The organism is Mesorhizobium sp. C277A (assembly GCF_040324395.1).
Classification (GTDB): domain Bacteria; phylum Pseudomonadota; class Alphaproteobacteria; order Rhizobiales; family Rhizobiaceae; genus Mesorhizobium.
The window spans coordinates 2,317,580-2,344,506 of sequence record NZ_JAMYVW010000002.1 but is presented as its reverse complement, the minus strand read 5'-3'; the positions used below and the strand labels follow the sequence as shown (position 1 = coordinate 2,344,506).

The following is a 26,927-nucleotide window of genomic DNA, read 5'->3' as shown; positions in this document are numbered from 1 at the left end:
TTCAGGCCAATCGCCAAGTTCGGCCACGCGCTCGAAACCGGCTTCCTCAGGCAAGCTCGGTTCGGTCGGAGTCAGATCGTGCTCGGTCAGAATGCGAGGCCATCAAATCCCGCCATACCAGTCATAGCCATTGTCTTCCCAATAGCCGCCGCGGCCGCCGCCGATATTGGCAAAACTGTCGACGAGCTCGATCTTGTAGAGATACTTCGGCATCTTGTAGCCGAGCTGTCGTTCGACGCGCACGCGCAGCGGCGCGCCGTTTTCGACCGGCAGCGGCTTGCCGTTGAGGCCGTAGGCGAGGATCGTCTGCGGGTGGCGGGCATCGATCAGGTCGATGGTGCCGTAATATTTGATTTCCCCGGAGAGGCTGCGATCGATCGTATCGAGGCAGTGGAACATGACATAGCGGGCCTGCGGCTTGACCACAGCCTGGTCGAGCACCAGCGACAGCGGGGTGCCGGTCCATTTGGCGATGCAGCTCCAGCCTTCGACACAGTCGTGGCGGGTGATCTGCGTGCGGCTCGGCATGTTCTCCAACTGCTCGCGGCTGAGCGACAGCGGCTTTTCGACCAGGCCCGTTACCTCCAGCCGCCAGTCGGCGAAATTGTTGGCGAGCAGGCCCTTGTAGGTGTCATCGTCGGGCGCGGTGACGCCGTTCGGCCGCTGCGGCTGGCGGATGTCGGCCTCGGTGAATTCCGGCGCCAGAGCATCGCGGCCGGCAAGCCAGCGTTGCGCGCGGTAGGTCAGGCCATTGGCGTTTTCGAGGAAACTGCGCAGGCCGTCGCCCATGCCGAGCTGGCTGTCGAAGGCATCGCAGCCCGACAACATGATGCCGGAAACGCCGAGGCCGGCGCCCGTCAGGAACTTTCGGCGGCTGATCTGGAATTTGGCCATCTCACGCACTCCTCTCGGTGTCGCCATGCCTTGGCGGATCGGTGCGGTACCAGCCGGTGATGATCGAGCGCAGTTCGTTGATCGGGCCGGCGGCGAGGATCATCATCATATGGACGATGAAAAAGCCGACCAGCAGCACCATCACCGTGAAATGGATGGTGCGCGCCGTCTGCCTTCCGCCGAGCAGTTCGTTGAGCCAGGGCAGCACCGAGTTCATGCTCGGCGACATGGCAAGGCCGGTGATGATCATGAGTGGCAACAGCACGAACAGTACGCCGCCATAGGCCATTTTCTGCAGCGTGTTGTATTCGCGTGTGTGGTGGAACCTGAGCTTGGCGTGCTCGATGATGTCCTGCGGCAGCCGCTTGAGATCGTCAAGGCGCGGCGCCAGATCGCGGCGCAGATGGCCGTTGACCAGGCTGGCGACCAGCCAGACGACCAAGGTGGTTGTCAGTATCCAGGCGAAGAAGAAATGCACGACGCGGGCGGTGCCGAGATCGTAATAGGACGGGATTGTCGCCCAGGACGGGAAGGCACGCGACGTTTGCTGCCCGGCCGGGCCCGACCAGCCGAGCACGCCTGTGGTGTCGAAGCGATGGCCGAAGATTTCGGTATAGCCGCGCGGGCCGGTGGCGGTGTTTTCGGCGCCGATGGCAAAGACGGTGTTGTTGTACTCGAAGCCGGATTGCTTGCCGATGTAGAGCTGCGGCCGGGCATTGAAGATCTGCAGGCCGGACAAAAGCATGAAGAACAGCGAGATCGCCCACAGCCAGTGCGTCAGGCGGGTCCAGCGCGATTGCCGGTAGATCAGCGTCGCATCCTTCGTTGAGGCGGCATCGACGCCTGCGCCGGGCTGACTCATGGTAATGGTTTCCATCTTTTCCTCGCCTCCGGCTGCGCGATCCTGGGATGGCCGCGCTCGTCCTTGTCCTCCCAATACGTCGCTATCGAAAGCGATGTTTCATGCGGTCACGTTTTTATTACGGGCACGGGTTTATCGCGGGCACGGATACTCAATTGCCGAGGCTCACCGCGAGATTGACGACGGCGGCGACGATGACGGCGTTGAAGAAGAACGACAGGATCGAATGGACAAGCACCACGCGGCGCATATGCGAGGTCGTGATCGCGGTGTCGGCGGTCTGCGCGGTCATGCCGATCACCGTCGCGAAATAGAGAAAGTCCCAACCGTCCGGCCGTTTGCTGCCGGGAAAATCGAGGCCGCCGACCGGTATCTTCTTCTTGGTTTCGGCATCGATCGCGTCGCCGTCCATCCAGTAGACATGCGCATAGTGGAGGGCGGCCATGGCATGGATGGTGAACCAGCCAAGCGGGATCGACAGCATGGCGAAGCCGAGTTCGATGGGGTCGCGATCCTTGTGATTGATCAAAAGGAACAGCAGGACAATGGCCATGGCGACGATGCCGAGCGTGATGGCAAAGATGCCCAGCACTGGGAGGTCCAGTTCGCGCGCGTTCTTGCTGAGATAGCGGCCGGACAGCAGCGGCATCTTGGCGATGACGAGCGCGATGAAGACGACGAAGAAGGAATCGGCGGCAATCGAGATCGAATAGGCAAGCCGCGTGAAGACGGGGAGCGATCCAATCAAAGGCAATACCGCGGCAAATACGACCAGACCGACGGCTAGCGACACAAAGAACTGCTTGTGCCGCTGCAAGGGGTTATTCGGCGATGTGTCGGCCATAGCCCGACCTCGGATGATGCTTCACGTCTGGTCGGGTGTGACGGATTTCAGAGCCCGCCGCAAGATGCGGTCGAGTTCGCCGAGAAAACGCGAGCGATCCTGTGGCGCAAAGCTGGCATTGTAGCCCTTGCTCTCGCCGGTTTCGCGCAGATGCTGTTTCAAATCGCGCATAGCCACCGCCATGCCGATGGTCTCCGGCGTGAATGGGCGTCCGGTCGGCCCGAGCACATGGGCGCCGAGCGCGACTGTGCGGGCGGCAAGCGGGATGTCGGCTGTGATCACGATGTCGTTGGCCTTGGCATTGTCGACGATCCAGTCGTCGGCGGCGTCGGCGCTCTTGGACACCACGATGTTGCGGATCATCGGATCGCGCGACGGGCGCAGGCCGCCATTGGAGACGTAGGTGACGACGACACCATGGCGCTCGGCGACCTTCTCGACCTCGGCTTTCACCGGGCAGGCGTCGGCGTCGACGTATATGGCGGGTGCGGGCATTGTCTCTCCAAAACGAACATGGGGCCGGCATGTTATCCGGCCCCATGCCAGAAATCTTGGCTTGTCAGGCTGGCAGCGCGCCCGACTTCTTCGCGGTCCAGGTGGCGATATAGTCCATCAGGCCGGGGTTGAGACAGTCATAGGGTTCTAGGCCGATCGACTTCAACTGGCCGCGGATGCCGTCCATCCGCTTCGGGTCGACGCCGGATTCGATGATCGACGAGACGAAAGCGGTGAAGCCCGGCGGCGACCAGCCGTCTTCCTCGAAACGTTCGGGATGGATGAAGGACAGGCCCTTGAACGGATGGTCGCGTTCGACCGGCCCGTGCATGTGGACGCCGCAGCCGGTGCAGGCATGGCGCTGGATCAGCGCCGAGGGGTCGGCCACCTTCAGCTTGTCGCCATTCTCGGTCACGGTGACATCGCCGGTGCCGGCGACCGCCACGACCGAGAACACCGCGCCGTCTGGCTTCCAGCATTTGGTGCAGCCACAGGCATGGTTGTGGGCGATCTGGCCCTTGACCTTCACCTTCACCGGCTTGCTGGTGCAGGCACAGACCAGCGTGCCGCCGGCAAAGCTTGCGCTTTCCTTCGGCAGGCCATTGTCGATTTTCGGATGCAGTTTCTCAGGCATTATCTTCCTCCCTTGTTGAACCCATGCAACTACAGTCGCTGGCCCTTCGGTCGGCGGCTTCTTCTCCTCAATAAACGACGACGCTCCTGATCGACTTGCCCTCATGCATAAGGTCGAAGCCCTTGTTGATGTCTTCCAGCTTCAGCAAATGGGTGATCATCGGGTCGATCTGGATCTTGCCGTCCATGTACCAGTCGACGATTTTTGGCACGTCGGTGCGGCCGCGTGCGCCGCCGAAGGCGGTGCCCATCCAGGTGCGGCCGGTGACCAGCTGGAATGGCCGGGTCGAAATCTCCTGGCCGGCGCCGGCCACGCCGATGACGACCGACTTGCCCCAGCCGCGATGCGAGGCTTCCAGCGCCTGGCGCATCACCTTGGTGTTGCCGGTGCAGTCGAATGTGTAGTCGGCGCCGCCGATCTGGTCGGCGCCGCGCTTGGTCAAGTTGACGAGGTGAGGAACGATGTCGCCGTCGATCTCCTTCGGATTGACGAAATGCGTCATGCCGAAGCGCTCGCCCCATGCCTTCTTGTCGTTGTTGAGGTCGACACCGATGATCATGTCAGCGCCGGCGAGCTTCAGGCCCTGGATGACGTTGAGGCCGATGCCACCGAGACCAAAGACGACAGCAGTCGCGCCTTGCTCGACCTTCGCGGTGTTGATGACCGCGCCGATGCCGGTGGTGACGCCGCAACCAATGTAGCAGATTTTGTCGAAGGGCGCGTCCGGGTTGACCTTGGCGACGGCGATCTCGGGCAAAACGGTGAAATTGGAGAAGGTCGAGCAGCCCATATAGTGGAAGATCTTGTCCTTGCCGATCGAGAAGCGCGAGGAGCCATCGGGCATCAAGCCTTGGCCCTGCGTGGCGCGGATGGCGGTGCACAAATTGGTCTTGCGCGACAGGCAGGATGGGCACTGCCGGCATTCCGGCGTGTAGAGCGGGATGACGTGGTCGCCCTTCTTGACCGAGGTGACGCCCTTGCCGACATCGACGACAACGCCAGCGCCTTCATGGCCGAGGATTGCCGGAAACAGGCCTTCGGGATCGGCGCCCGACAGGGTGAACTCGTCGGTGTGGCAGATGCCGGTCGCCTTGATCTCGACCAGCACCTCGCCTTCGCGCGGTCCGTCGAGGTCGACCTCCATGATTTCCAACGGCTTTCCGGCGGCGACAGCGACAGCGGCGCGGGTTTTCATTAGGCAATTCCTCCCAAGGCGATTGGTCTTCAGGCTTTCAGGGTTTTTATACTGTTTCAACCCGATTTGGCGACCAAATATGGCGCAAATCTTGGCCCAGTCGTCGGCGAGCCCAACCTTCGCCCCTCGGCACGGCCCTGGCGGGCAGGGAGTGTCTTGATGGGTGCGCTGCCGGCGGTGCTTGAGCCCGGCTGCCGAAGCCCATAAGAAGGACGAAAGACCGAGGAAACGCCTTCGATGTTCACGAAAATCCTGATCGCCAATCGCGGCGAGATTGCTTGCCGCGTCATCAAGACGGCGCGCAGGATGGGGATTGCCACCGTAGCGGTCTATTCCGACGCCGATCGCGACGCCGTGCACGTCGAAATGGCCGACGAAGCCGTGCATATCGGCCCATCGCCTGCCGCGCAAAGCTATCTTCTGCCTGAAAAGATCATCGCCGCCTGCAAGGAGACGGGCGCGCAGGCCGTGCATCCCGGCTACGGATTTCTGTCGGAGCGGGCCGCCTTCTGCGAAGCGCTTGAGGCTGAGGGCATTGTCTTCATCGGTCCGAAACCCAAGGCTATCAAGGCGATGGGCGACAAGATCGAATCGAAGAAGTTCGCCAAGGCCGCTGAGGTGTCGACGGTTCCCGGCTGGCTTGGTGTCATCGAAAATGCCGACCATGCCGAAAAGATCGCCGGCGAGATCGGCTATCCCGTGATGATCAAGGCCTCGGCCGGCGGCGGCGGTAAAGGCATGCGCATTGCCTGGAGCCAGTCGGAAGTGCGCGACGGCTTCGACCGGGCGCGCTCGGAGGCGAAAAGCTCGTTCGGCGACGACCGCGTCTTCATCGAAAAGTTCGTCGTCGATCCGCGTCATATCGAAATCCAGGTGCTGGCCGACGCGCATGGCACCGCCCTCTATCTCGGCGAGCGCGAATGCTCGATCCAGCGCCGGAACCAGAAGGTTGCGGAAGAGGCGCCGTCGCCATTCCTCGATGCCAGGACGCGCAAGGCCATGGGCGAGCAGGCCGTGGCGCTGGCCAAGGCGGTCGACTACCAGAGCGCCGGCACCGTCGAGTTCATCGTCGATGCTGAAAAGAACTTCTATTTCCTTGAAATGAATACACGATTGCAGGTCGAGCATCCGGTGACGGAGCTTGTTACCGGCATCGACCTGGTCGAGCAGATGATCCGTGTCGCCGCCGGCGAGAAGCTGGCGATCGAGCAGAGCGACGTCAAGCTGAACGGCTGGGCGGTGGAAAGCCGGCTCTATGCCGAGGATCCCTATCGCAATTTCCTGCCCTCGATCGGCCGGTTGACGCGCTACCGGCCGCCGGAGGAGGGCAAGTTCGGCGATGTCTTCATCCGCAACGACACCGGCGTCACCGAAGGCTCCGAGATTTCGATGTTCTATGATCCGATGGTGGCAAAACTCTGCACCTGGGCGCCCACGCGTATCGAGGCCATCGATGCCATGTCGGAAGCGCTGGACAGTTTCGTCGTCGACGGCATCGAGCACAACATCCCGTTCCTGGCGGCGCTGATGCAGCATCCGCGCTGGCGCGAGGGGCGGATATCGACGGGCTTCATCGCCGAGGAATATCCTGACGGCTTCGCGCCGATCGTGCCCAATGGCGATGAAAAGGCAGTGCTGGCGGCGATCGCCACCGCGGTCGAGCTTCTGCGCCGCGATCGGCTTGACCGGCTGGGCGGGCGGCTGGCGCCGCATTCGGGCGCACTCAAGCGCGATTGGGTGGTGAAGCTCGGCGACGACTATCTCCAGGCTTCGATCATCGAGGGCATGATCTCCATTCCGATGGAAATCGATCTGTCGGTCGATGGCGGCAAAGCGCTGACCGTGGCGTCCGACTGGCGGCCGGGCGACCTCATCTGGCGCGGCACTGTCGGTGCCCGCAAGGTCACGGCGCAGATCAGGCCGCTGCCGAACGGCCTGCGCATCGCCTGGAAGGGCATGTCGGTGACGGCGCGCGCCATGCTGCCGCGAACGGCTGAACTGGAAAGGCTGATGCCGGAAAAGGTGGCGCCGGACACGTCCAAGATGCTGCTTTGCCCGATGCCGGGCCTGGTGGTGTCGATCGCGGTTGCCGAGGGGCAGGAGGTCAAGGCCGGCGAGACGCTGGCCGTGGTCGAGGCGATGAAGATGGAAAACGTGTTGCGCGCCGACCGCGATCTTGTCGTGTCGAAGCTCAACGCCAAGCCGGGTGACAGCCTGGCTGTGGATGCGGTGATCATGGAGTTCGCCTAGAGATTGTTTGGAAATTCTACTCCGGCGGCCATCTGAAGGCGGTTTCTGCGCTTCCCGTGCTCACGGACCAATGGCCGCTGCGCTCCGGTTCTCGAAACCACCATCATATGACTCGCCAGAGCGAATTTCGAACAATCTCTGAGCCGTGCGGCTGGGTACGGAAGCCTGTGGTCGGTGGTCATTTGTGCTGGACTGGCATCGCCCGGTCCGGGACAATACATCTCCATCGACTCAAAGCCCTTCGAGCAATTTGATACATCATGGCGGATGACAAACTTCCACGCGATCCCCTGAAGCGCGAAGCAGCGCTCGCTGCTGCGCGCCCTGAGGCACCGGCGCGGCGGTTCATCCATCTGCGCGTGCATTCGGCGTATTCGCTGCTCGAGGGAGCCTTGCAGGTCGCCGCTGTCGTCGCCCATGCCGTCAAGGACGAGTGCCCGGCAATCGCCGTCACCGACACCAACAATCTGTTCGGCGCGCTGGAATTTGCCCAGAAAGCGGTGAAAGAGGGCATCCAGCCGATCATCGGCTGCCAGATCGATCTCGCCTTTTCCGGCGAGACCAGTGACGCACAGCGCGACCGCCGCCGCCACGGGCCGGAGATGAACGCCGTGGTGCTGCTCGCCGCCACCGAGGTTGGCTATAGCAACCTGGTCAGGCTGGTCAGCCAGGTCTATCTGGAGACGCCGCCGGGCGAGCCCGTGCATCTGACGTCAGCAATGCTGGAAGGCCATAGCGATGGCCTGATCTGCCTCAGCGGCGGGCCGCGCGGCCCGATCGGCCGGGCGCTGAAGGAGGATCGCCGAGATCTTGCCGAGACGCGGCTTCTGGCACTCAAGGCGCTGTTCGGCGACCGGCTCTATGTCGAACTGGACCGTGTTTCCGGTTATGACCGCGCCATCGAGAAATCATCGGTCGACCTTGCCTATATCCATGATCTGCCGCTGGTCGCCACCAATGAGGCGTTCTTCGCCGCCCGCGACGACTATGAAGCGCATGACGCGCTGATCGCCATTGCCGAAGGGTCCGTCGTTGCCGCCGACAACCGCCGCCGCCTGACATCGGACAATTTCCTGCGCAGCCAGGCCGATATGGCGCGGCTGTTCACCGACCTGCCGGAAGCGATCGACAACACCGTCGAGATCGCGCTGCGCTGTTCCTATTATCCCAAGACCCGCAATCCGATCCTGCCACGCTTTACCGGCGGCGATGTCGCCGACAATGAGGTGGCGCTGAAAGCGGAGGCCGATGAGCTACGCCGGCAGGCGCATGAGGGGCTGGAGGCGCGGCTGGCTGCGCATGGGCCCACTTCCGGCTACACGGTCGAACAATACCGCGAGCGGCTCGATTTCGAACTCTCCATCATCGAGAAGATGAAGTTTCCCGGCTATTTCCTGATCGTCGCCGACTTCATCAAATGGGCCAAGGCGCAAGGCATTCCGGTCGGGCCGGGCCGTGGTTCGGGCGCCGGATCGCTGGTCGCTTATTCCACGACCATCACCGACATCGATCCGCTGCGCTTCTCGCTGCTGTTCGAGCGCTTCCTCAACCCCGACCGCGTGTCGATGCCCGACTTCGACATCGACTTCTGCCAGGACCGGCGCGAAGAGGTCATCCGCTACGTCCAGCAGAAATATGGCCGCGACCAGGTTGGGCAGATCATCACCTTCGGTACGCTGCAGGCGCGCGCGGTGCTGCGCGACGTCGGCCGCGTGCTGCAAATGCCTTACGGCCAAGTCGACAAGCTCTCCAAAATGGTGCCGCAGAACCCCGCCAATCCGGTCAAGCTGGCGGATGCCATCGCCAACGAGCCGCGCTTTGCCGAGGAGGCCGAGAAGGAGCCAATCGTGCAGACGCTGCTCGATATGGCGCAAAAGCTGGAAGGGCTCTACCGCCACGCTTCGACGCACGCCGCCGGCATCGTCATCGGCGACCGGCCCTTGTCGGAACTGGTGCCGATGTACCGCGATCCGCGCTCCGACATGCCGGTCACCCAGTTCAACATGAAATATGTCGAACAGGCCGGGCTGGTGAAGTTCGACTTCCTCGGCCTGAAGACGCTGACCGTGCTGGAGACGGCAGTGAAGCTGATCCGCCGGCGCGGCATCGAGATCGACCTGGCGACGATCCCGCTCGACGACCCTGAAACCTACGCCATGCTGTCGCGCGGCGAAGTGGTCGGTGTGTTCCAGGTGGAAAGTGCCGGTATGCGCAAGGCGCTGATCGGCATGCGGCCCGACTGTATCGAGGACATCATCGCGCTGGTGGCGCTCTACCGCCCCGGCCCGATGGAGAACATCCCGACCTACAACGCCAGAAAGCATGGCGAAGAGGAGATGGCCTCGATCCATCCCAAAATCGACCATCTGGTGAAGGAGACGCAAGGCGTCATCGTCTACCAGGAACAGGTGATGCAGATCGCGCAGGAGCTGTCGGGGTATTCGCTCGGCGAAGCCGACCTGCTGCGCCGCGCCATGGGCAAGAAGATCCGCGCCGAAATGGACAAGCAGCGCGAGCGCTTCGTCACTGGTGCGGTCGAACGCGGCGTCGGCAAGCCGCAGGCCGACTTCATCTTCGACCTTCTGGCCAAGTTCGCCGACTACGGCTTCAACAAATCGCACGCGGCCGCCTACGCCGTCGTGTCCTACCAGACCGCCTATCTCAAGGCGCATTACCCCGTCGAGTTCCTGGCGGCGTCGATGACGCTCGACATGGGCAACACCGACAAACTCGCCGATTTCCGCCAGGATGCGCTGCGTCTCGGCATCGAGGTGGTGGCGCCGTCGGTGATGACCAGCTTCCGCAATTTCGAGGTCGGCGAGAACCGCATTTACTATTCGCTGGCGGCCCTCAAGGGCGTCGGCGACGCTGCGGTCGAGCACATCGTCGCCATGCGCGGCGAAAAGCCGTTCAAGAATCTCGCCGATTTCTGTGAAAGGGTCGATCCCAAGATCGTCGGCAAGCGCGTCTTCGAAAGCCTGATCATGGCCGGCGCGCTCGACTGCTTCGGCCACGACCGCGCCCAGATGATGGCCGGCGTCGAACGGATGATGGGGCTGGCTTCTCTGGCGCAGCAGAATGCCATTTCGGGCCAGCACGACATTTTCGGCGCGTCGCTCGGCGCGCAACAGCAGGCGCTCAATTTGCCGCAGACCGATCCGTGGCTTGCCGCCGACCGGCTGCACCGCGAATTCCAGGTCGTCGGCTTCTATCTTTCGGCGCATCCGCTCGACGAGTACAAGGCGGCCCTGCAGAAGATGCGCGTGCAAAACTGGGGCGAGTTCTCGGCTGCGGTCAAACGCGGTGCCGCCGCGGGCCGGCTCGCCGGCACCGTCACCACCAAGCAGGAGCGCAAGACCCGAACCGGCAACAAGATGGGCGTCATCGCCTTTTCCGACACATCTGGCCAATATGAAGCCGTGCTGTTTTCGGAAGGGTTGGCGCAGTATCGCGATCTGCTCGAGCCCGGACGTTCGGTGGTGATCACCGTTTCGGCCGAGGATAGGCCCGAAGGGGTCAATCTGCGCATCCAGACGGTGCAGTCGCTGGAGGATGAGGCCAGCCGTATCCAGAAGGCGCTGCGCATCTTCGTGCGCGATGCGGCTCCGATCGGCATGCTGGCCGGCCAACTGGCGGTAAAGGGCGAGGGCCAGGTCAGCTTCGTGCTGATCAAGGAAGCCGGGCAAGGTGAGATCGAGATCGAATTGCCCAATCGCTACCGCATCTCGCCGCAGATCGCGTCGGCCATGCGCGCGGTGCCGGGTGTGGTCGAAGTCGAGCTCGTCTAGGCTGCGCTGATATACACGGCAATCGCATCGACGTCGGCCAGTGCATGACGGCATAAAGATGCTCTGGGCCTGACATTGCAGCCGATAGGGCCAGCGTGCGGGGCGTGGTTGACCTGACCTTCCTTTGAACCACATGCGTTGAGCAGAAACTTCAAAGGAACGCACAATCATGCCCAGCCGCGAACGCGTCGAAGCCTTCCTCAAGGAGGTGGTCGAAGGCAGCCACGTCAAAGCGATCGCCGACTTCTACCATGACGATGCCACCATGCAGGAAAATCTCGGCGTCCCGCGGCGCGGCAAGGAAACACTGATGGCGCATGAGCAGGCAGCACTCGACCGGATCGAGAAGATGCACACCCATCCTGTCCAGACATTCCTGGTCGATGGCGACAATGTCGCCATCCGCTGGACCTTCGACCGTGTCGACAAGGCCGGCACCGTGCGCCGGCTGGAAGAGGTGGCCCTGCAGCGCTGGCGTGGTGACCGGATTGCGGAGGAGCGGTTCGTCTACGACACCGCCTCGGCCTGGCGCCTCGTCGGGCCGGACGGCAAGGTGGTGGAGGGCTGACGATCACCGGGCCCACTAGATCATGATGAGATTCGGTTGAAATCTCATCATGATCTAACCCTTTGTTGGAACGGGATCTTTTCCAAAAACCGGCACCCACTTTTTGGGATCATGCTCTAGACGGCCCCGCCTGGGACCGTTACGCACTTGGTGATGAAAGCAGCCGAGAAGGACGGATCGCAGCAAAGCTCTGCCATCGCGCGGCTGCGTGACAGGCTGCGCAAGCTCTATCACGGACGCACGCCGGCGGCGTTCCGGTTTCAACTGGTGGCGGTCATCATCGACCTCGCCATCATCGCCTTCTTCGTTGCCACGCCGGTGCTCCAGGACAAGCCGTCATTCCTGTGGCTCGACTATACCGTCGCGGCGCTGGTCGCCGCCGACCTGATTGCCCGACTGTTAGCCTCCAACGACATGTTGCGGCTGATGAAACAGCCGACATCCTGGGTCGATGTCTTCATCCTTTTGACGCTGCTGATGCCGACGGCGCTGGCAAATCTGGCGTTCCTGCGAATCCTGCGGCTGTGGTCGCTGTCGCGCAGCGGGTCGCTGTGGCAGCATTTCGAAATGCGTGGCTTAAGGCCCTGGCGCGAGGCGAGCCACGCGGTCATCAACCTGTTGACGTTCCTGTTCGTCATCACCGGCTTCGTCTACACCTTCTTCTTCCGCACCGGCGCCGGCCTCGAAAACTACATTGATGCGCTGTATTTCACCGTTGCCACGGTGACGACGACCGGTTTCGGCGACATCGTGCTGCCGGGGATCGCCGGCAAGCTGACCGCGATCGCCACCATGATCATCGGCATCTCGCTGTTCGTCAGACTGGCGACGGCGATTTTTCGACCCGCCAAGGTGTTCTTTCCCTGTCCGCAGTGCGGACTGCAACGGCACGAGCCGGACGCCGTGCACTGCAAGGCCTGCGGGCATCTTCTCAACATACCAGATGAGGGGAATTGACCGACCGCTACGAGGCCGCGACCTCGGCCGGCTTTGGCGCCTTGCGCTGCAGGTTGAGCAGGTTGCCCATCAGGATCAGCAGGGCGCCGCCGGCTGTAAAGATGTCGATCTGTTCGCTGTAGAGCAGCCAGCCGATCAGCGCCGACAGTGGCACGCGCAGGAAATCCATCGGTGAAATCACCGTAGCGTCGGCATAGGTGAGGGCACGCGCCATGCAGAAATGCGACGACATGCCGGTGAAGGCAATCAGCAGAATCCATGGCCAGAGTTCGAGCGGTGGGTTGCGCCATTCATAAAGCGCCGGGATCAGGCCGACCACCGACTGGATGATCAGCATCCAGAAGATGATGCGCACGACGCTGTCCGTGCGGGTCAGCGACTTGACCAACACCACCGATACGCCAAAGCACACGGCCGCGCCGAGAACGACGAGGTGACCCGGATCCATGGAGCCGACGCCGGGGCGAACGATGACCACCACGCCGATCAGGCCAAGCACGACCGCCGCAATTTTCGGGCGGGAGAGCCTTTCGCCAAGAAACGCCACCGCCAGGATCGCGGTCCAGATCGGCGTGGTGAATTCGACCGATATGAGCACCGCAAGCGGGATCAGCGTCAGCGCATAGAGCCATGCGGCCTGGCCCGTATAGTGGATGACATTGCGAGCGATATGGGCCAACGGGCGCTGCGTGCGCATTGCAGCGAATCCGCCGCTCATCATCACCAGCGGCAACAGGATGAAGAAGCCGATCACCGAGCGCAGTTCCAGCACCTGGAAGACGTTGAGCTCGGCGGTGGTTGCGCGGCCGGCGACTGACATCGCCAGAAACGAGGCGATCGACAGCGCCATCCAGAACGCGGCTTTGGGGATCGATGGGGAAGGTGCCATAGGCGCTATGTCGCAAGCCGGGACTTCTATCGCAACCGTTAGGCGACGCATTCGACTGGGCCAGACCGTTGCGAAAACAGCCATGCTGGAAGTGGAACCTGACGAAACGGCAGGCGTTGGTTCCCGGTATTGGCCAATTGCTGGACGCATCGTTTCTTCAACATCAACGGGGAAGAGATTCCGATGAAATCATTCGCGCGGTTTCTGCTAGCCGGCTGCCTGCTAACTGCAAGCGCCGCGGCCCATGCCGACGAGGCGAATTTTCTCAGCTCCTTGCAAGGGAATTTCTCCGGCAAGGGGACAGTCAAGGTCACCACCGACGCACCGACGGTGAATGTGTCCTGCACCTTCAATTCCGACGCGACCTCGAGCTCATTGTCGCTTGACGGCAATTGCCGTGGTCTTGTCGTGGTGACGCGCGCCATCAGCGCCAATCTGAAGGCCCGCGGGGCGAAGTATACAGGCGTCTATGTCGGGTCGCGCACCGGGCCGGCACAGCTCGCCGGCAGCCGTTCCGGCAACGCGATCAGTCTCGGCATTCGCTGGGCGGCGGAGGTCAATGGCGATCGCAAGGCGCGGTTGACGGTCGAGAAAACCAGCGGCGACGGAATGCGGTTGACCGTTACCGACGTCGATCCGAAAACCGGCAAGAACGTGGTGACGAGCCGCATCGATCTCAAGCGTATCTAAGCCGTCTCACTCCTCGATCGGCTCCGGCGGGTTGGCGTTGCGTCCTTTACCGAAGGTGTAGCCGGTTTCCACCGCCTTCTTGCCGAACTTGTCGCGCAGCGTATCGATGGCGCTTTCGGCCATGGCGCGCTTGCGCGAGCCGACGTCGACGAGATCGGGCGGATCGGCCTTCTCGTCATCCGAGAGATCGCTGACACCGATGCCAAGCAGCCGGTACTTTGTCCCGTCCGCCTCCTTGCGCAACAGCTCGAGCCCGGTCTGGAAAATGCGGTCGGCCAGCCGGGTCGGGTCGCCGAGCTGGCGGTTGCGGGTACGCAGCTTGAAATCCTGCGTCTTCAGCTTCAGCACCACGGTGCGCCCGGCAATGCCTGACTTCTTCAGCCGCGCCGAGACCTTTTCCGACAATCCCCTCAGCACTGGAACCAGTTCGCCCATTTCAGCTATGTCGGTGTCGAAAGTGGTTTCGGCCGACACACTTTTCGCATCCTGGTCGGGATCGACACGGCGGTCGTCCTGGCCGCGCGAGAGATGGTAGAGCCGGGTGCCCATCACGCCATAGCGGCGCATAAGATCGGCGCGCTCCATGCGCTGCAACTGGGCGATGCTGCGGATGCCGTCGCGTTCGAGCGTTGCGGCAAAAGCCTTGCCGACGCCCCAGATCAGCGTCACCGGCTGTTCGGCCAGGAAACCCAGCGCCTCGGCTTCGCCGATCACCGAAAAGCCGCGCGGCTTGCGGAAATCGGAGGCAACCTTGGCCAGGAACTTGCAGTAGGAAAGGCCGGCCGAAACGGTGATGCCGATTTCCTTTTCGACGGTCTGCGCAAAGCGCGCCAGCACCACCGCCGGCGGCATGCCGTGCAGGCGCTCGGTGCCGGCAAGGTCGAGAAACGCCTCATCGATGGAGAGCGGTTCGACCAGCGGCGTGAGCGCCTGCATCAAGGCGCGGACATCGCGGCCGACGCGGACGTATTTCTCCATATTGGGCGGGATGACGACCGCTTCCGGACAGGCTTCGAGCGCCTTGAACATCGGCATTGCCGAGCGCACCCCCTGGATGCGGGCGATGTAGCAGGCGGTGGAAACGACGCCGCGCTTGCCGCCGCCGATGATCAGCGGCTTGTCCTTCAGCGCCGGATTGTCGCGCTTTTCGATCGCCGCATAGAAGGCGTCGCAATCGATATGCGCCAGATGCAGCTGGTAGAGCTCGGGATGGCGGGTGAGTCGAGGGCTGCCGCAACGCTCACAGCGCCTGGTATCGCTGCGCTGAAAGGTCAGGCAGTCGCGGCAAAAACCGTGCTCGGGATTGTTGACAGGGGCCGCCATCGCTGCGAACATAAAGAGAACAGATGCAATGGTACGTCAGGACGGAAGCCGCCACAAGCGGTTAGCCGGGAGAGAACTCATGAGCACCACCATAGCGCCGCTGGCGCCTGACCTATGGGCGGATTTCGAGGATCTTTTCGGCAAGCAGGGCGCCTGTTACGGCTGCTGGTGCACGCATTTCCGGATGGCGCCGGCGGTCCGACGGGCCAGCGACAAGCAGCGCAACAAGGATCATATCAAGGCGCGTATCGAGGCCGGGCCGCCGCCGGGGCTTTTGGCCTTCGAGGACGGCCAGGCGGTCGGCTGGATGCAGATCGGTCCACGCGCCGACGTGCCCGAATGGAACAATCGGGGCCGGGGCTCGGCGCCGGTCGATCCAACCGACGCCGTAGATCCCGGCGTCTGGGCCATCTCCTGCTTCTTCATCCGCGCCAGCGCGCGCGGCCGGGGCGTCAGCCACCGCCTGGTCGAGGGCGGCATCGCTTTTGCCCGCCAGAACAAGGCGCGGCTGGTCGAGGCGTGTCCGATCGACGTGTCGCGCGATTCGCGTTCGATCGGGCTGTTCGTCGGCTCGTCGCGTGTGTTTGAAAAGGCCGGCTTCGAGCGGCTTGTCGAACGCAAGGCCGGACGGCCGCTGATGCGGCTGGTGTTGTAGTCAATTACCCGTCGGCGTTTGTTGATGTCCTGTGGAAGCTGTAGGTTGGTGTCATAGCAGACGAACGAAGCGTTCCTTTTTGGTCAAATGGAGAATTTTGTGAACCGTGTCTTGCCGCTTGCTTTCCTTCTCGCCCTCAGCGCTCCTGCCTTTGGCCAGGCTGTCGATGCCCAAGGTGCCAAGCAACTTTCCGATGAGCTCTCTCGCTATGTCGGCAAACAGGCGCTCAATGAAGGCATTTTGAAGATCTCAGCCGAGGAGGGTGCCTACAAGATCACCTTCGATGTGAAGGCGCTTGTGGCGAAGATGCCGAAGCAGGATCTGAAGCGGTTCGATTTCCCGCCCGTCACGCTGCGGGTCAAACCGCGCAGCGACGGAGGCTGGGATGTCGCCTCGGATTTCTCTACGACTGGGTCCATCGAGGTAAATGGCCCAAATGGCCTGAACACCGGGCAAATCGTTGTCAAGGATGGCAAGTTCACGGGCGTCTATGACCCGGAACTGGCGGCATTTACCAGCGGCACCAGTTCGATTGCGGGCATGACGATGACGTCGCGCCAAGTCAGTCAATTGACCGATTTGAGCGTGGGGCTGGGCTCTTCCAAAATTGACGCCAGGAAGTCGGCCAACGGCGGCGTCGATCTTAATTTCACACAGGCGATGGCGGACTTCGTCGAAACGGTCAAAATCGATGACCGGTCAATCGCAGCGCTCCGGGCACCGGAGCTCGCTGTGAACGTGACCGCTAAGGCCATTCAGACCAAGCCGCTTCTGGATCTTTTGGCGTTCGCCGTCGCCCATGAGGACGAGGCCCGGCTGAAGGCCGATCAAGCAGAGTTCAAAACGCTTCTGCTCGGTGCGCTGCCGCTATGGGAACGGATCGATGGGACCTACGCATTCAAAAACCTTGCCATTGAAACATATGCCGGCAATTTCGGCGCGGCGCAGCTGAACACCGTTGTCGGCATGGACGGCATCAGCAAGGACGGCAAGATCAGCTACGCATTCAAGGTTTCCGGCCTGACAATACCGCAGCAGATGCTGCCCAGTTGGACCGTTGCGTTGCTGCCGACGGATCTCGACCTGAATTTCGGCGGCGCCAACATCGATCTCGACAGTATGGCCAGGAAAACCATCGACACCCTCGATTTCAGCAAGGATCCACCGCTGCCGCCAGATTTCGGCGACGAGATTTCCGCCAATTTCCTGGCCAAGATACCAAAATTCGTTCTCGGGCACAGCACGGTGAAGAACGGCGACATCGAGGTCGCCATGGAGGGCGAAATGACGTTCCCCGGCAAGAAGCCGGATGCGAGCGTGACCGTCAACGTAACCGGCTACGACAAGATCGTTGAAACCTTGCAGGCGGCGGCTAAATCTGACCCGGAGGCCTCGCAGGCTTTCACAGGGGCGCTTGCGATTAAGGGATTCGCCAAGACGCTGCCGGACGGCCGTATCGAATGGGTGATCAACGCCAGGCATGATGGGTCGGTGACGGTCAACGGCGCGATGCTGAAGGGGCCTGATCCGGTCGGGGAAGACAACGCCGATCCGGATGCGATCCCTGGGACAGCAACGAAGCCTTGAGCACTGACCTCGGGGGCGGCTAACTCAGAGTCCCAGCGCGCTAGCAATCTTTGGCGCGGCCTCGTGCCAGTCCTCGACGGAGATGATGTCGTCCGGCACCGGCGGCAGGAAGGCGCGCAGCGAATTGTCGGCCATCAGGTGGAAGAGATGGGCGTCGGCAACCGAGTTGCGTGCCGAGATGAGGTTGGCGGGCTGGTCGTCGACAAAGGCTACCGGCCGGCCTCTGCTACCACGCAATTTGGCCACCGCTGGTCCCTTGGCCATTTCGGTGGTCAATAGCGGATAGGGCAGACCGAGCGCATCGAGATGGGCGCGGCGGGCGGCGCGATGCCGGTGCGGCATGGCGGTCAAAAGGACGATCTCGACGCGGTCGCTGAGGCTGGCAAGCGCTTGTTCGGCACCGTCGGTAACGCTCTGCCAGTCGGCCTGCGTATCGAAGAAATCTCCGAGAAGTGCCGTCACCTCCGGCTGTTCGATCAGCCGGCCGCTCGCCGTTTCGGCAATGTTGCCGGTGAGACGGAAGGAGGCCAGGGTCAGGCCGAAGCCGCGCGATTTCAGGAAATGCGGAAACGGCCGGATGAATTCGAGCACGACATCGTCGACATCGAGGATCAGCAGAGGCCGGTCGTCGGCTGCAAGTTCGGCGATCTGGCGTGCCGTCTCGGGATCGTCGCTCATATCGAATGCTCATGGTCGTCGCCGCCAAGAGGCAGCGCCCGCAACGCCTTGCCGATGGCGGCCGGGGGCGTGTCGGTTTCCTCGGCAAAGCGCAGCAAGGTCGGCTCGTGGGCAAGCATGAACTGCAGCACGCCGGCAAGGAATCCCGGTTCGGCCGCGGCGCGGCGGATGGCGGACGCCTCGATGCCGGTGAGGGCCAGGAAGCGCGGCAGGAGTTCGGGGTCGGCGGCGACGAAGCCCAGTGCCTTCACGGCAATGGTTTCCGCTTCCTCGCGCATTGACGCTGCGTTTGCCATCACTACTTTCTCGTTGCGGAAATGAGTCTCTTTTCCGCAGTAATCGCAAGCGTCGCCTGCGGCAAGCCACAGCCCCGATCCAATGTGGTTTTCGAGGTGGAATCCGAATGGCTTTTGCCGCTTCGGGTTTCCGTTTCGTCAATCATATTGCCTTAAGAGTGGGCGAGGGTTTGGTGTGCTTCGACAAGGGCGCATAGCGGCAGGGCTTCGGGCAGAAGCCTGGCCGGGACGGGAAATCGATGCCTAAGAAGGTCATGATCGTCGAGGACAACGAGCTCAATATGAAGCTCTTTCGCGACCTCATCGAAGCCAGCGGTTATGAAACGGTGCGCACGCGCAACGGGCTCGAGGCGCTCGATCTGGCGCGCCAGCACAGGCCCGACCTGATCCTGATGGACATCCAGCTGCCCGAAGTGTCGGGGCTGGAAGTGACGAAATGGCTGAAGGAGGACGACGACCTCCATTCCATTCCGGTCATCGCCGTCACCGCCTTCGCCATGAAGGGCGACGAGGAACGCATTCGCCAGGGCGGTTGCGAGGCCTACATCTCCAAGCCGATCTCGGTGCCGCGTTTCATCGAGACCATCAAATCCTATCTCGGTGATGCCTGATGCCTTCAGCCGGAGCCTTGTGACATGACCGCGCGGATCCTCGTCGTCGACGACATCCCTGCCAATGTCAAACTTCTCGAGGTTCGGCTGCTGGCCGAATATTTCGAGGTGTTGACGGCCTCCAACGGGCCGGACGCGATCGAGACCTGCGAAAACGGCAAGGTCGATGTCGTGCTGCTCGACGTGATGATGCCCGGCATGGACGGGTTCGAGGTCTGCAAGCGGCTGAAAAGCGATCCGGCGACCGCGCATATACCGGTGGTCATGGTGACCGCGCTGGGCCATGTTGCCGACCGGGTGCGCGGCCTCGAGGCAGGCGCCGACGACTTTCTCACCAAGCCGGTCAACGATCTGCAACTGATGACGCGGGTGAAGAGCCTGGTCAGGCTGAAGTCGCTGACCGACGAACTGCGGCTGCGCGCATCGACCACCCGCAACATCGGCATCGAGGCGCTGTTGAGCCGCAGCTTCGCGTCGGAGGACGCCACGCCGAAGGTGCTGTTGATCGACGAGCGCAAATCGTCGGTTGAGCGCATCCAGAACATGCTGCGCGGCAGCGCCGAGCTCGACATTGCCACCGATCCGCATGCCGGCTTCTTCCAGGCCGCCGAGGCGCCCTATGAGTGCGTGCTGATCTCGACCGGTTTTACCGATTTCGATCCGCTGCGGTTGTGTTCGCAATTGCGTTCGCTCGACCGCACCCGCTTCCTGCCGATCATCCTGATTGCTGACGAAGGCGAGGAGGGCCGCATCATCAGAGGCCTCGAACTCGGCATCAACGACTATCTGATGCGGCCGATCGACCAGCAGGAGCTGACGGCGCGGCTGCGTACCCAGGTGCGGCGCAAGCGCTATAACGATCAGCTGCGCGCCAGCGTCGCCCAGACCATCGAGATGGCGGTGACCGACGCATTGACCGGGCTGCACAACCGCCGCTACCTCGACAGTCATCTGCAGACGCTGTTCGACCGCGCCGTGGCGCGGCGGCGGCCTCTGTCGGTGATGATCACCGATCTCGACCGCTTCAAGACCGTAAATGACTCGCATGGCCATGATGGCGGCGACGATGTGCTGCGCGAGTTCGCAAGGCGGCTGCGCAAGAACGTCAGGGGCATCGACCTTGCCTGCCGCTTCGGCGGCGAGGAATTCGTCGTTGTGATGCCGGACACGGACGGCGCGGTGGCGGAGAAGGTTGCCGAGCGCATTCGCGCCGAAATCGCCCAGCTGCCCTTTGCCATCGGCCCTGAAGGCAAGGCGATCGAAGTCACGGTCAGCGTCGGCGTGTCATCGGTTCTGAAGGGCGCGGACACGGTCGCGGCGTTGATGAAACGTGCCGATGTGGCGCTCTACGAAGCCAAAAGTGGCGGCCGCAACCGGGTCGTCGCCAAGGCAGCGTAGGCTAGACCACCGATTATGCAGTCAATCGGACACGGTTAGGAATTTACCTTAATCCAAGCGATTCGGCAGGCTTGGTTAAGAAACTATTGATTTTCAAACATTGTTGCGCAAATGTGCGGTGCAAGAACAAGGGCGATGCGGGCACGAGGGTAGACAGCCGCATCGCTTCGCCGAATACCCCATGATGCTCAGGTCCGCCGCATCTCCTGGGTCCGTGGGGTCGGCCGGCCGGCGCTGGCACATAGTGGCCTCCTCGTACCGCTGCCATACGCCGACCGGCCCCCTTTTTTGCCAAAAAATGAGATGAGCACTTCGCGCCAAACAGCGGAGGGTTCTGGCTTTCGGGACCTTGAATCAAAAACGCCGCCCGAAGGGGCGGCGCTTTTGACAGAGCGTATGAAAACCAGATTACTTGATCTTGGTTTCCTTGAACTCGACATGCTTCTTGGCGACCGGGTCGTATTTGCGGAACGACAGCTTGTCGGTCTTGGTACGGCTGTTCTTGCTGGTCACGTAGAAGAAACCGGTGTCGGCGGTCGACAGAAGCTTGATCTTGATGTTTGCGGCTTTGGCCATTGTATCAGTCCGTTATGTTCGTGGGGTTCTGGCCGCTGGAGCGGGGGAAAACACCCGGACGCGGGAAACTTGGCGCGACACATAAAGAACGTGCCCGGAAAGTCAAGCCCGACGCCTTGCCATGTCGTAAGCACATGAGTTGTCCGGATTAGGTAGCACATGGTTGTCCGGTTTTATCACCGGCTCGATGGAGGCTGAGGCTCAGGGCGTTCGAATCTTGAAAAGCCAAGCAATTGGCTTTTCGTCCGCTACGAGGCCGCTTCTCACCCCACAAGGAGAGAAGGTAAGGTCGCTGTTGCTCGCCCTCTGCGGGGCCGGATTTCTAGGCTTCTTCCTTAACTGGAAGCGCTTTCTTCCAGTCCCCGGTGGTGTTCCACCGGCGATTCGGATTGGCGCGGTCGTCCAGGCCCTTGGAGCGGCTGGCGAGGATTGGCTGGATGCGGATCACCGGCTCCTGGTAGGAATGCGCCTGGAAAATCGCCTCGACGACGCGGGCGGCGAGCGCCTGGTCGTCGGGCAACTCGAACGAGACCTCGACGGTGCCGGGGCGGCGGCGCAGTTCGGTTTCGACGCCGGCGGCTGCACCTTCCAGCGGCCGGTAGCGTTCGATGCCGTGCGCCGTTTGATAGGCGTTGCGATCGTATTTTCCCATCGCCAGCGGCGCGATCGCGACCACGGCGTCCATGATGCGGTCGACATCGGCTGCCGGGGCCTGGAAGCTGACAAGCAGCAGAAGCGTCATGCGCAGAGATGTGGTTTCAAAGCCGCTGTCGATCATCGCCGTATCCTCAAACTCGGGTTTTTTGGGACACCCTTTTAGCTGAGGTCTCCTGACACGGTTCTGTCAGCAGCGGCGACATCCCGTCAGGATTGCGCAGGCTGGCGACGGACAGGCTACCAGATCTTGCGGACCAGCCTGGCGCTGACCAAGGCGATATAGGCGGCAAAGAACAGGCCGAGCGACCAGCCGAAGCCGGAGGGCCCGAAGGCATCCATGCCGATGCCGATCGCCTGCGGGCCAAGCACCATGCCGACGCCGTAGCAGAGCACGAAGGCGGCATTGGCCGAGGCCAGTTCATGGCCGGAGAGCTGCGAGCCCAGATGGGCAAGGCCGATCGTGTACATGGCGGCCACCACGCCGCCCCAGACAAACAGAAGCGCCGCCATCAGGTGCCAATTGCCGGCGAAGAACGGCATGAAGATGGTGCCGGCAAGTCCGACCGTGGCACAGGCCAAAAGCAGATAGCGGCGGTCTGAGACGCGGTCGCTGATCATGCCGATAGGGATCTGCAACAGCACGTTGCCGAGGCCGATCATGGTGAGCAGGAGGGCTGCATCCGCCTCGGAATAGCCGATGCGGTTGCCATAGACGGGGAACAGCGCAAAGCCGCCGGTCTCGACGGCGCCGAACACCAGCACGGCGGCGGTCGCTGTCGGCACCAGCCAGATGTAGCGCAGGAAGTTGCTGGTTTCGCCGTCAACCACGATTGTGGGACTTTCATTCCGTGCGGCCAGCACCGGGATTGCGGCCAGCGCGACCAGGACGATGATGACGCCAAACGGCAAGAAGCCGGTGCTGCCGATATGGGCGAAGATCCATGGCCCGGCGGCGAAGCCGAGCGACAGCACTGTGGCGTAGATGCCGAGCACCAGGCCGCGCCGGCGCGGCGGCGCCGAGGTGCTGATCCAGAATTCCGACAGGATGAACAGCACCGTCAGCGCGATGTGCAGCACGACGCGTAGTGGGAACCACATCCAGAAGTCCGGCGCGAAGTGGAAGCCGACAAAGGCGAGCGCGCCGGCGGCGATCATGGCGATCATCGTCCATGCGACGCCGAAGCGCATCGCCAGCGGCGTGGCCAGCGGGGCGCCGGCGATCGAGGCAAGGCCGGCGACCGCGGTGTTGAGGCCGATCATCGATGCCGAGTGGCCGCGGCTCTCGAGAATAACGCTGAGCAGCGGCATGCCGAGGCCTATGGCGATGCCGACGACGCTGATCGACGAGATCGCGGCGATCATCGGTAGCCAATGTACGCGCTCGTCGCCCTCTTGCTGGGTATCGACCGTCATGCGATGCCTGAATACTCTGTCTGTTTGATATTGCGTAATTCCGGACGGAAAACCGCGTCACACTTTTCCTGGAATTGTTCTAAAGAATTTCGCGAACGAAGCGGTTGCGGATAAGCCGGTAGAACGGCACGGACCCACCGGGTCGCAGGCGTGGATCGCCGGCAAGCCGCGTCTCCAGCTCCTGCAAGATCGTTCGGGTGATGTCGGGGATATCGGCCTCTCTGGCCTTGGCGAGCGGCAGCCAGACTAGTTCTTCCAGCTCATTGGTCGGGCCGCCACCCGGCAGTTCCACGGCGACATCGCTGCGCCAGGCGCTGAAGAAGCGGGTGTCGAAACGACGCACGCGATTGGGCGGGGTGATGGCGCGGGCGATGAAGCGCAGCGGCGCCAGCGAAGGCTGGACGCCGTGCTCGACAAAGCCCTGCCAGTCGCGCTTGTCGGTTGCGAACGAGCCTTTGCGGCCGATGAGCAGGCCGGCTTCCTCATAAGTCTCGCGGATGGCCGAGAGCGCGATGGCACGGGCCCGCGACGGGCTGATGCGGCCGACGCCGGCGGTCAGCCTGGCTTCTTCCTCCGGGAGCAATGGGGTGGCAGCGGCAATGCGGCTGTCGGCCGAATCGGTGCGGCCGCCGGGAAAGACGAACTTGCCGGGCATGAAGGCGTGGCCTGCATGGCGCCGTCCCATCAGCACCAGAATCTCGTCGCCCTCGCGGTCGAGCAGGATCAGGGTGGCGGCATCGCGCGGGCGTATGGGCAGGCCGCTGTGGGCGGCCGCGCCACGGTCCATCCTGCTGACTTCCGCCTTGGTCATACCTTCCATGCGCAGGACCTAGCGGAAACTTCTGGCAAACGAAAGTGGCCTTTCACGGTCGGCATGTTGCGCCAGGCGACATTGCCCTGACGCAAACTAGGTTCCGGGATGCGGCTCGGTGCCGTCTTTTTCGCCGCCGAAGCCGTGCATATAGAGCGCCCATTGCAGTCCGATGACGGCGCCCTTGACCGGTTGCAGCAGAGCGACCGACAGCACGATGGTCAACGGCACCCAAATGGCGATGTGCTGCCACATGGAGAGCGTCGACGTCGCCTCGACGCCCATGAAGGCGCCGAGAACGATGTGGCCGACAATGACGATGACGAGATAAGCGGGCAAGTCGTCGGCACGGTGGTGGTGGAACTCCTCACCGCACACGGCGCATTTGTCGACGCTCTTGGTGAAGCCGGCGAACAACCTGCCTTCGCCGCAATGCGGGCAGCGGCCAAGGGCGCCGCGCTTCATCGCCGTCCACAGCGGGCGGGCGACTCGGCCCGAATGATGTTCGCCGCCGAAAACCTGCTTCTGGATTCCCATTTCGCTTGCCATTATCGTCTCCTGCCGCGCGACCCCGGGCGCGATTGCGACGCGCGGGCGCGGCCTTTTGCCTTGTGAAACGACCGTTTGGAGCCGGGCAGGGGCTTCGGGTCGGTCAGCATCTCGAAACGCATCGCGCCGGCCATAGGCGCCACCTCGATCAGGCGAACCTCGACGCGGTCGGCAAGCTGATAGCCCTTGCCGGTGCGTTCTCCGAATAGCGATCGCGCGCTTTCGTCGTATATATAGTAATCGCCATCCAGACTTGACACCGGGATGAAACCATCTGCGCCAAACTGCGGCAATTGGACAAATAGTCCGGATTTGGTGACGCCGGAAATGCGGGCGTCGAAGCGGTCGTCGATGCGCTCGGCGAGATAGGCGGCGATCAGCCGGTCGACCGTGTCGCGCTCGGCGGCCATGGCGCGGCGCTCCGTGCCGGAGATCAGCACGGCCACGTCTTCCAGCCGCGTCTCCTCATCCTGCGTCAAGCCGCCGGGACCAAGCCCCAACGCGGCAATCAATCCGCGATGCACAATCAGATCGGCATAACGGCGGATCGGCGAGGTGAAATGCGCGTAGCGCTTCAGGTTGAGCCCGAAATGGCCGATGTTCTTGGGCGAATATTCGGCCTGACTCTGCGAGCGCAGCACCACTTCGTTGACCAGCCCCTCATTGTCGGCGCCACGCACGCGCTCGAGAATGCCGTTGAACTGGGCGGGCCGCATCTGCGCGCCGCGCGCCAGCGACAGGCCGAGCGTTTGCAGGAATTCGCGCAGCGATTCCTGCTTGGCCAGCGACGGCGCATCGTGGACGCGGTAGACCAGCGCCTGCTTCTTCGCTTCCAGCGTTTCGGCGGCGGCGACATTGGCCTGGATCATGAATTCTTCGATCAGCTTGTGGGCGTCGAGCCGCTCCGGGACGATGACGCGGTCGACGGTGCCGTCCGGCTTGAGCAGGATCTTGCGCTCCGGCAGATCAAGCTCGAGCGGCTGGCGGCCATCGCGGCCGCGCTTGAGGATGGCGTAGGCGTCCCACAGCGGCTTCAGCACCGTATCGAGGATCGGGCCGGTCTTGTCGTCAGGAAGGCCGTCTATCGCGGCCTGGGCCTGCGGATAGGCGAGCTTTGCCGCCGATTTCATCATGACGCGGTGGAAGGTGTGACGCAGCTTGCGGCCATCGGCGGCAAAAATCATGCGCACGGCAAGCGCGGGACGGTCCTGGCCTTCGCGCAGCGAGCACAGGTCGTTGGAGATGCGCTCTGGCAGCATCGGCACGACGCGGTCGGGGAAATAGACAGAATTGCCGCGTTTCAGCGCCTCGCGATCGAGTGCGGTGCCATAGCGGACATAGGCTGCAACATCGGCGATCGCCACCGTGGCGATCACGCCGCCGGGGTTCTTCTCGTCGAGGTCGGGCGTGGCGAAGACGGCGTCGTCATGGTCCTTGGCGTCGGCCGGGTCGATGGTCACCAGCGGCAGGTCGCGCCAGTCCTCGCGGTGAGCAAGCGTCGCCGGTTTTACCGCCTCGGATTCGGCGATGACGTCGGCCGGGAAGATATGCGGAATGTCGTGCGCGTGGATGGCGATCATCGAGACCGCCTTTTCGCTGGTCAGCGAGCCCAGCACCGCCAGCACTTTTGCGCGCGGCAAACCATACCGGGAGGCCCGCGCCGGCTCGACCTCGACAAGGTCGCCGTTCCTGGCGCCGTTCTGGAATTCCTTGTCGACGATCAGTTCGGGCTGGCGACGTTCGACCGGCTCGATTCGGAAGGTGCCGTCCCTCAGGATACGGAAGACGCCCAGCACGGCATCTGTCCGCTTCTCGAAAATCTTCATTACGCGGCCCGTATAGGCAGGCCCGGTCGCCTCGTCGGTCGGGAAGGTCTTGGCCAGCACACGGTCGCCGATGCCCGGCTGCGGGCCATTGCCGCCGCGCGAGACGCGGATCGAGACGACGGGCGGTTCGCCGGTGCCTACGGGCTCGGCAGGATGCGCCAGCAGGATGCCGTCGCCATCGCGGCCAAAAATGTCGAGTACGGCGACATGTGACAAGGCGCCGACACGGGCCAGCCGTTTGCGCTCCTTGGTCAGGATGCCTTCGTCCTGCAGGTCGCGCAGGATGTCCTTCAGCCAAATGCGGTCGTCGCCGCGCAAGGCAAACGCCTTTGCGATGTCGCGTTTTCCCGCGCGGTCGGGGTTCTCGGCGATGTAGCGCAGGATTTCGTCACGCGACGGCCTGTAGTCGTCCTTGACCTTGGCCCTCGTGTCGGCGGTGCGCGGATCGCCGTGGCTTCTACCGGTGATCCTGCGCGCCACT

At 62.7% G+C, this 26,927-nt stretch carries 25 protein-coding genes; 9 read left to right on the top strand and 16 right to left on the bottom strand.

What is annotated here, in order from left to right:
* Nucleotides 1–102: 102 nt before the first annotated feature.
* The 6 genes from NKK52_RS11780 to NKK52_RS11755 form a co-directional block, all read right to left on the bottom strand.
* Nucleotides 103–894, bottom strand: a complete 792-nt coding sequence (locus NKK52_RS11780; protein ID WP_023681588.1) for a molybdopterin-binding protein — start codon at nt 892–894, stop codon at nt 103–105.
* A 1-nt stretch (nt 895) separates the two neighbouring features.
* The gene (locus NKK52_RS11775) at nt 896–1,771 is read right to left on the bottom strand and encodes a cytochrome b/b6 domain-containing protein (protein ID WP_023681587.1); all 876 of its coding nucleotides are present in this window, start codon (nt 1,769–1,771) and stop codon (nt 896–898) included.
* 136 nt (nt 1,772–1,907) lie between these two features.
* Entirely contained in the window at nt 1,908–2,600 is a 693-nt protein-coding gene (locus NKK52_RS11770) for a DUF1345 domain-containing protein (protein ID WP_023681586.1), read from the bottom strand.
* Between the two features lie 21 nt (nt 2,601–2,621).
* On the bottom strand, nt 2,622–3,095 hold the full coding sequence (locus NKK52_RS11765) for a YaiI/YqxD family protein (protein WP_023681585.1): 474 nt from the start codon (nt 3,093–3,095) through the stop codon (nt 2,622–2,624).
* A gap of 64 nt (nt 3,096–3,159) precedes the next feature.
* On the bottom strand, nt 3,160–3,729 hold the full coding sequence (gene gfa / locus NKK52_RS11760; protein ID WP_023681584.1) for an S-(hydroxymethyl)glutathione synthase: 570 nt from the start codon (nt 3,727–3,729) through the stop codon (nt 3,160–3,162).
* 67 nt (nt 3,730–3,796) lie between these two features.
* Nucleotides 3,797–4,924, bottom strand: a complete 1,128-nt coding sequence (locus NKK52_RS11755; RefSeq protein WP_023681583.1) for an S-(hydroxymethyl)glutathione dehydrogenase/class III alcohol dehydrogenase — start codon at nt 4,922–4,924, stop codon at nt 3,797–3,799.
* A gap of 237 nt (nt 4,925–5,161) precedes the next feature.
* Between NKK52_RS11755 and NKK52_RS11750 the strand changes: the two genes are divergently transcribed.
* The 4 genes from NKK52_RS11750 to NKK52_RS11735 all read left to right on the top strand — a co-directional run bounded on the left by NKK52_RS11750 (nt 5,162) and on the right by NKK52_RS11735 (nt 12,487).
* Nucleotides 5,162–7,174 (top strand): acetyl-CoA carboxylase biotin carboxylase subunit, encoded by a 2,013-nt coding sequence (locus NKK52_RS11750; RefSeq protein ID WP_023681582.1) that lies wholly within the window; start codon nt 5,162–5,164, stop codon nt 7,172–7,174.
* 260 nt (nt 7,175–7,434) lie between these two features.
* Nucleotides 7,435–10,962, top strand: coding sequence for a DNA polymerase III subunit alpha (dnaE, locus tag NKK52_RS11745; protein WP_023681581.1), 3,528 nt, complete (start codon nt 7,435–7,437; stop codon nt 10,960–10,962).
* 169 nt (nt 10,963–11,131) lie between these two features.
* Nucleotides 11,132–11,530, top strand: coding sequence for a nuclear transport factor 2 family protein (locus NKK52_RS11740; RefSeq protein WP_023667583.1), 399 nt, complete (start codon nt 11,132–11,134; stop codon nt 11,528–11,530).
* 153 nt (nt 11,531–11,683) lie between these two features.
* Nucleotides 11,684–12,487 (top strand): potassium channel family protein, encoded by an 804-nt coding sequence (locus NKK52_RS11735; RefSeq protein WP_023681580.1) that lies wholly within the window; start codon nt 11,684–11,686, stop codon nt 12,485–12,487.
* A 7-nt stretch (nt 12,488–12,494) separates the two neighbouring features.
* Here NKK52_RS11735 and NKK52_RS11730 read toward each other — a convergent pair whose 3' ends face one another.
* Nucleotides 12,495–13,376, bottom strand: a complete 882-nt coding sequence (locus tag NKK52_RS11730) for a DMT family transporter (RefSeq protein WP_023681579.1) — start codon at nt 13,374–13,376, stop codon at nt 12,495–12,497.
* A 183-nt stretch (nt 13,377–13,559) separates the two neighbouring features.
* Here NKK52_RS11730 and NKK52_RS11725 point away from each other — a divergent pair, with 183 nt between their 5' ends.
* Nucleotides 13,560–14,066: a hypothetical protein gene (locus tag NKK52_RS11725; RefSeq protein ID WP_023681578.1), complete on the top strand. Its 507-nt coding sequence runs from the start codon at nt 13,560–13,562 to the stop codon at nt 14,064–14,066.
* Between the two features lie 6 nt (nt 14,067–14,072).
* On the opposite strand, the gene NKK52_RS11720 is transcribed toward NKK52_RS11725, so the two are convergent.
* Nucleotides 14,073–15,401, bottom strand: coding sequence for a DNA polymerase IV (locus tag NKK52_RS11720; RefSeq protein ID WP_023681577.1), 1,329 nt, complete (start codon nt 15,399–15,401; stop codon nt 14,073–14,075).
* A 67-nt stretch (nt 15,402–15,468) separates the two neighbouring features.
* Here NKK52_RS11720 and NKK52_RS11715 point away from each other — a divergent pair, with 67 nt between their 5' ends.
* Both NKK52_RS11715 and NKK52_RS11710 read left to right on the top strand, forming a co-directional pair.
* Entirely contained in the window at nt 15,469–16,044 is a 576-nt protein-coding gene (locus NKK52_RS11715) for a GNAT family N-acetyltransferase (RefSeq protein WP_023681576.1), read from the top strand.
* A gap of 99 nt (nt 16,045–16,143) precedes the next feature.
* Entirely contained in the window at nt 16,144–17,631 is a 1,488-nt protein-coding gene (locus NKK52_RS11710; RefSeq protein ID WP_023681575.1) for a hypothetical protein, read from the top strand.
* A gap of 24 nt (nt 17,632–17,655) precedes the next feature.
* Here NKK52_RS11710 and NKK52_RS11705 read toward each other — a convergent pair whose 3' ends face one another.
* On the bottom strand, nt 17,656–18,309 hold the full coding sequence (locus tag NKK52_RS11705) for a hypothetical protein (RefSeq protein WP_023681574.1): 654 nt from the start codon (nt 18,307–18,309) through the stop codon (nt 17,656–17,658).
* A complete protein-coding gene (locus tag NKK52_RS11700; RefSeq protein WP_023681573.1) occupies nt 18,306–18,605 on the bottom strand; it encodes a DUF3572 domain-containing protein in 300 nt (99 codons plus the stop codon). Before NKK52_RS11700 ends, NKK52_RS11705 begins: the two co-directional genes overlap by 4 nt.
* Nucleotides 18,606–18,844: 239 nt before the next feature.
* On the opposite strand from NKK52_RS11700, the gene NKK52_RS11695 reads away from it, so the two are divergent.
* Together NKK52_RS11695 and NKK52_RS11690 are read left to right on the top strand one after the other, a co-directional pair.
* Nucleotides 18,845–19,216, top strand: a complete 372-nt coding sequence (locus NKK52_RS11695) for a response regulator (protein WP_023667574.1) — start codon at nt 18,845–18,847, stop codon at nt 19,214–19,216.
* A gap of 24 nt (nt 19,217–19,240) precedes the next feature.
* Nucleotides 19,241–20,614, top strand: coding sequence for a PleD family two-component system response regulator (locus tag NKK52_RS11690; RefSeq protein WP_023681572.1), 1,374 nt, complete (start codon nt 19,241–19,243; stop codon nt 20,612–20,614).
* Nucleotides 20,615–21,022: 408 nt separating this feature from the next.
* On the opposite strand, the gene rpmG is transcribed toward NKK52_RS11690, so the two are convergent.
* From rpmG to rnr, 6 genes are all read right to left on the bottom strand, one after another.
* The gene (rpmG, locus tag NKK52_RS11685) at nt 21,023–21,190 is read right to left on the bottom strand and encodes a 50S ribosomal protein L33 (RefSeq protein WP_006201775.1); all 168 of its coding nucleotides are present in this window, start codon (nt 21,188–21,190) and stop codon (nt 21,023–21,025) included.
* A gap of 322 nt (nt 21,191–21,512) precedes the next feature.
* Complete coding sequence (locus NKK52_RS11680) at nt 21,513–21,968, bottom strand: YqfO family protein (RefSeq protein ID WP_023681571.1); 456 nt, start codon at nt 21,966–21,968, stop codon at nt 21,513–21,515.
* Nucleotides 21,969–22,084: 116 nt separating this feature from the next.
* Complete coding sequence (locus NKK52_RS11675) at nt 22,085–23,260, bottom strand: MFS transporter (protein ID WP_023681570.1); 1,176 nt, start codon at nt 23,258–23,260, stop codon at nt 22,085–22,087.
* 79 nt (nt 23,261–23,339) lie between these two features.
* Entirely contained in the window at nt 23,340–24,080 is a 741-nt protein-coding gene (locus tag NKK52_RS11670; RefSeq protein ID WP_023681569.1) for an NUDIX hydrolase, read from the bottom strand.
* Nucleotides 24,081–24,167: 87 nt separating this feature from the next.
* Nucleotides 24,168–24,620 (bottom strand): DUF983 domain-containing protein, encoded by a 453-nt coding sequence (locus NKK52_RS11665; RefSeq protein ID WP_031194788.1) that lies wholly within the window; start codon nt 24,618–24,620, stop codon nt 24,168–24,170.
* A complete protein-coding gene (gene rnr, locus NKK52_RS11660) occupies nt 24,620–26,926 on the bottom strand; it encodes a ribonuclease R (RefSeq protein ID WP_023681567.1) in 2,307 nt (768 codons plus the stop codon). The genes NKK52_RS11665 and rnr overlap by 1 nt, the downstream gene beginning before the upstream one ends.
* Nucleotide 26,927 lies beyond the last annotated feature (1 nt).

Bases quoted from the DNA above. Each gene is read 5' to 3' on its own strand.
- NKK52_RS11780 (WP_023681588.1), bottom strand. From the start codon at position 894: ATGGCCAAATTCCAGATCAGCCGCCGAAAGTTCCTGACGGGCGCCGGC.
- NKK52_RS11775 (WP_023681587.1), bottom strand. From the start codon at position 1,771: ATGGAAACCATTACCATGAGTCAGCCCGGCGCAGGCGTCGATGCCGCC.
- NKK52_RS11770 (WP_023681586.1), bottom strand. From the start codon at position 2,600: ATGGCCGACACATCGCCGAATAACCCCTTGCAGCGGCACAAGCAGTTC.
- NKK52_RS11765 (WP_023681585.1), bottom strand. From the start codon at position 3,095: ATGCCCGCACCCGCCATATACGTCGACGCCGACGCCTGCCCGGTGAAA.
- gfa (WP_023681584.1), bottom strand. From the start codon at position 3,729: ATGCCTGAGAAACTGCATCCGAAAATCGACAATGGCCTGCCGAAGGAA.
- NKK52_RS11755 (WP_023681583.1), bottom strand. From the start codon at position 4,924: ATGAAAACCCGCGCCGCTGTCGCTGTCGCCGCCGGAAAGCCGTTGGAA.
- NKK52_RS11750 (WP_023681582.1), top strand. From the start codon at position 5,162: ATGTTCACGAAAATCCTGATCGCCAATCGCGGCGAGATTGCTTGCCGC.
- dnaE (WP_023681581.1), top strand. From the start codon at position 7,435: ATGGCGGATGACAAACTTCCACGCGATCCCCTGAAGCGCGAAGCAGCG.
- NKK52_RS11740 (WP_023667583.1), top strand. From the start codon at position 11,132: ATGCCCAGCCGCGAACGCGTCGAAGCCTTCCTCAAGGAGGTGGTCGAA.
- NKK52_RS11735 (WP_023681580.1), top strand. From the start codon at position 11,684: ATGAAAGCAGCCGAGAAGGACGGATCGCAGCAAAGCTCTGCCATCGCG.
- NKK52_RS11730 (WP_023681579.1), bottom strand. From the start codon at position 13,376: ATGGCACCTTCCCCATCGATCCCCAAAGCCGCGTTCTGGATGGCGCTG.
- NKK52_RS11725 (WP_023681578.1), top strand. From the start codon at position 13,560: ATGAAATCATTCGCGCGGTTTCTGCTAGCCGGCTGCCTGCTAACTGCA.
- NKK52_RS11720 (WP_023681577.1), bottom strand. From the start codon at position 15,401: ATGTTCGCAGCGATGGCGGCCCCTGTCAACAATCCCGAGCACGGTTTT.
- NKK52_RS11715 (WP_023681576.1), top strand. From the start codon at position 15,469: ATGAGCACCACCATAGCGCCGCTGGCGCCTGACCTATGGGCGGATTTC.
- NKK52_RS11705 (WP_023681574.1), bottom strand. From the start codon at position 18,309: ATGAGCGACGATCCCGAGACGGCACGCCAGATCGCCGAACTTGCAGCC.
- NKK52_RS11700 (WP_023681573.1), bottom strand. From the start codon at position 18,605: ATGGCAAACGCAGCGTCAATGCGCGAGGAAGCGGAAACCATTGCCGTG.
- NKK52_RS11695 (WP_023667574.1), top strand. From the start codon at position 18,845: ATGCCTAAGAAGGTCATGATCGTCGAGGACAACGAGCTCAATATGAAG.
- NKK52_RS11690 (WP_023681572.1), top strand. From the start codon at position 19,241: ATGACCGCGCGGATCCTCGTCGTCGACGACATCCCTGCCAATGTCAAA.
- rpmG (WP_006201775.1), bottom strand. From the start codon at position 21,190: ATGGCCAAAGCCGCAAACATCAAGATCAAGCTTCTGTCGACCGCCGAC.
- NKK52_RS11680 (WP_023681571.1), bottom strand. From the start codon at position 21,968: ATGATCGACAGCGGCTTTGAAACCACATCTCTGCGCATGACGCTTCTG.
- NKK52_RS11675 (WP_023681570.1), bottom strand. From the start codon at position 23,260: ATGACGGTCGATACCCAGCAAGAGGGCGACGAGCGCGTACATTGGCTA.
- NKK52_RS11670 (WP_023681569.1), bottom strand. From the start codon at position 24,080: ATGGAAGGTATGACCAAGGCGGAAGTCAGCAGGATGGACCGTGGCGCG.
- NKK52_RS11665 (WP_031194788.1), bottom strand. From the start codon at position 24,620: ATGGCAAGCGAAATGGGAATCCAGAAGCAGGTTTTCGGCGGCGAACAT.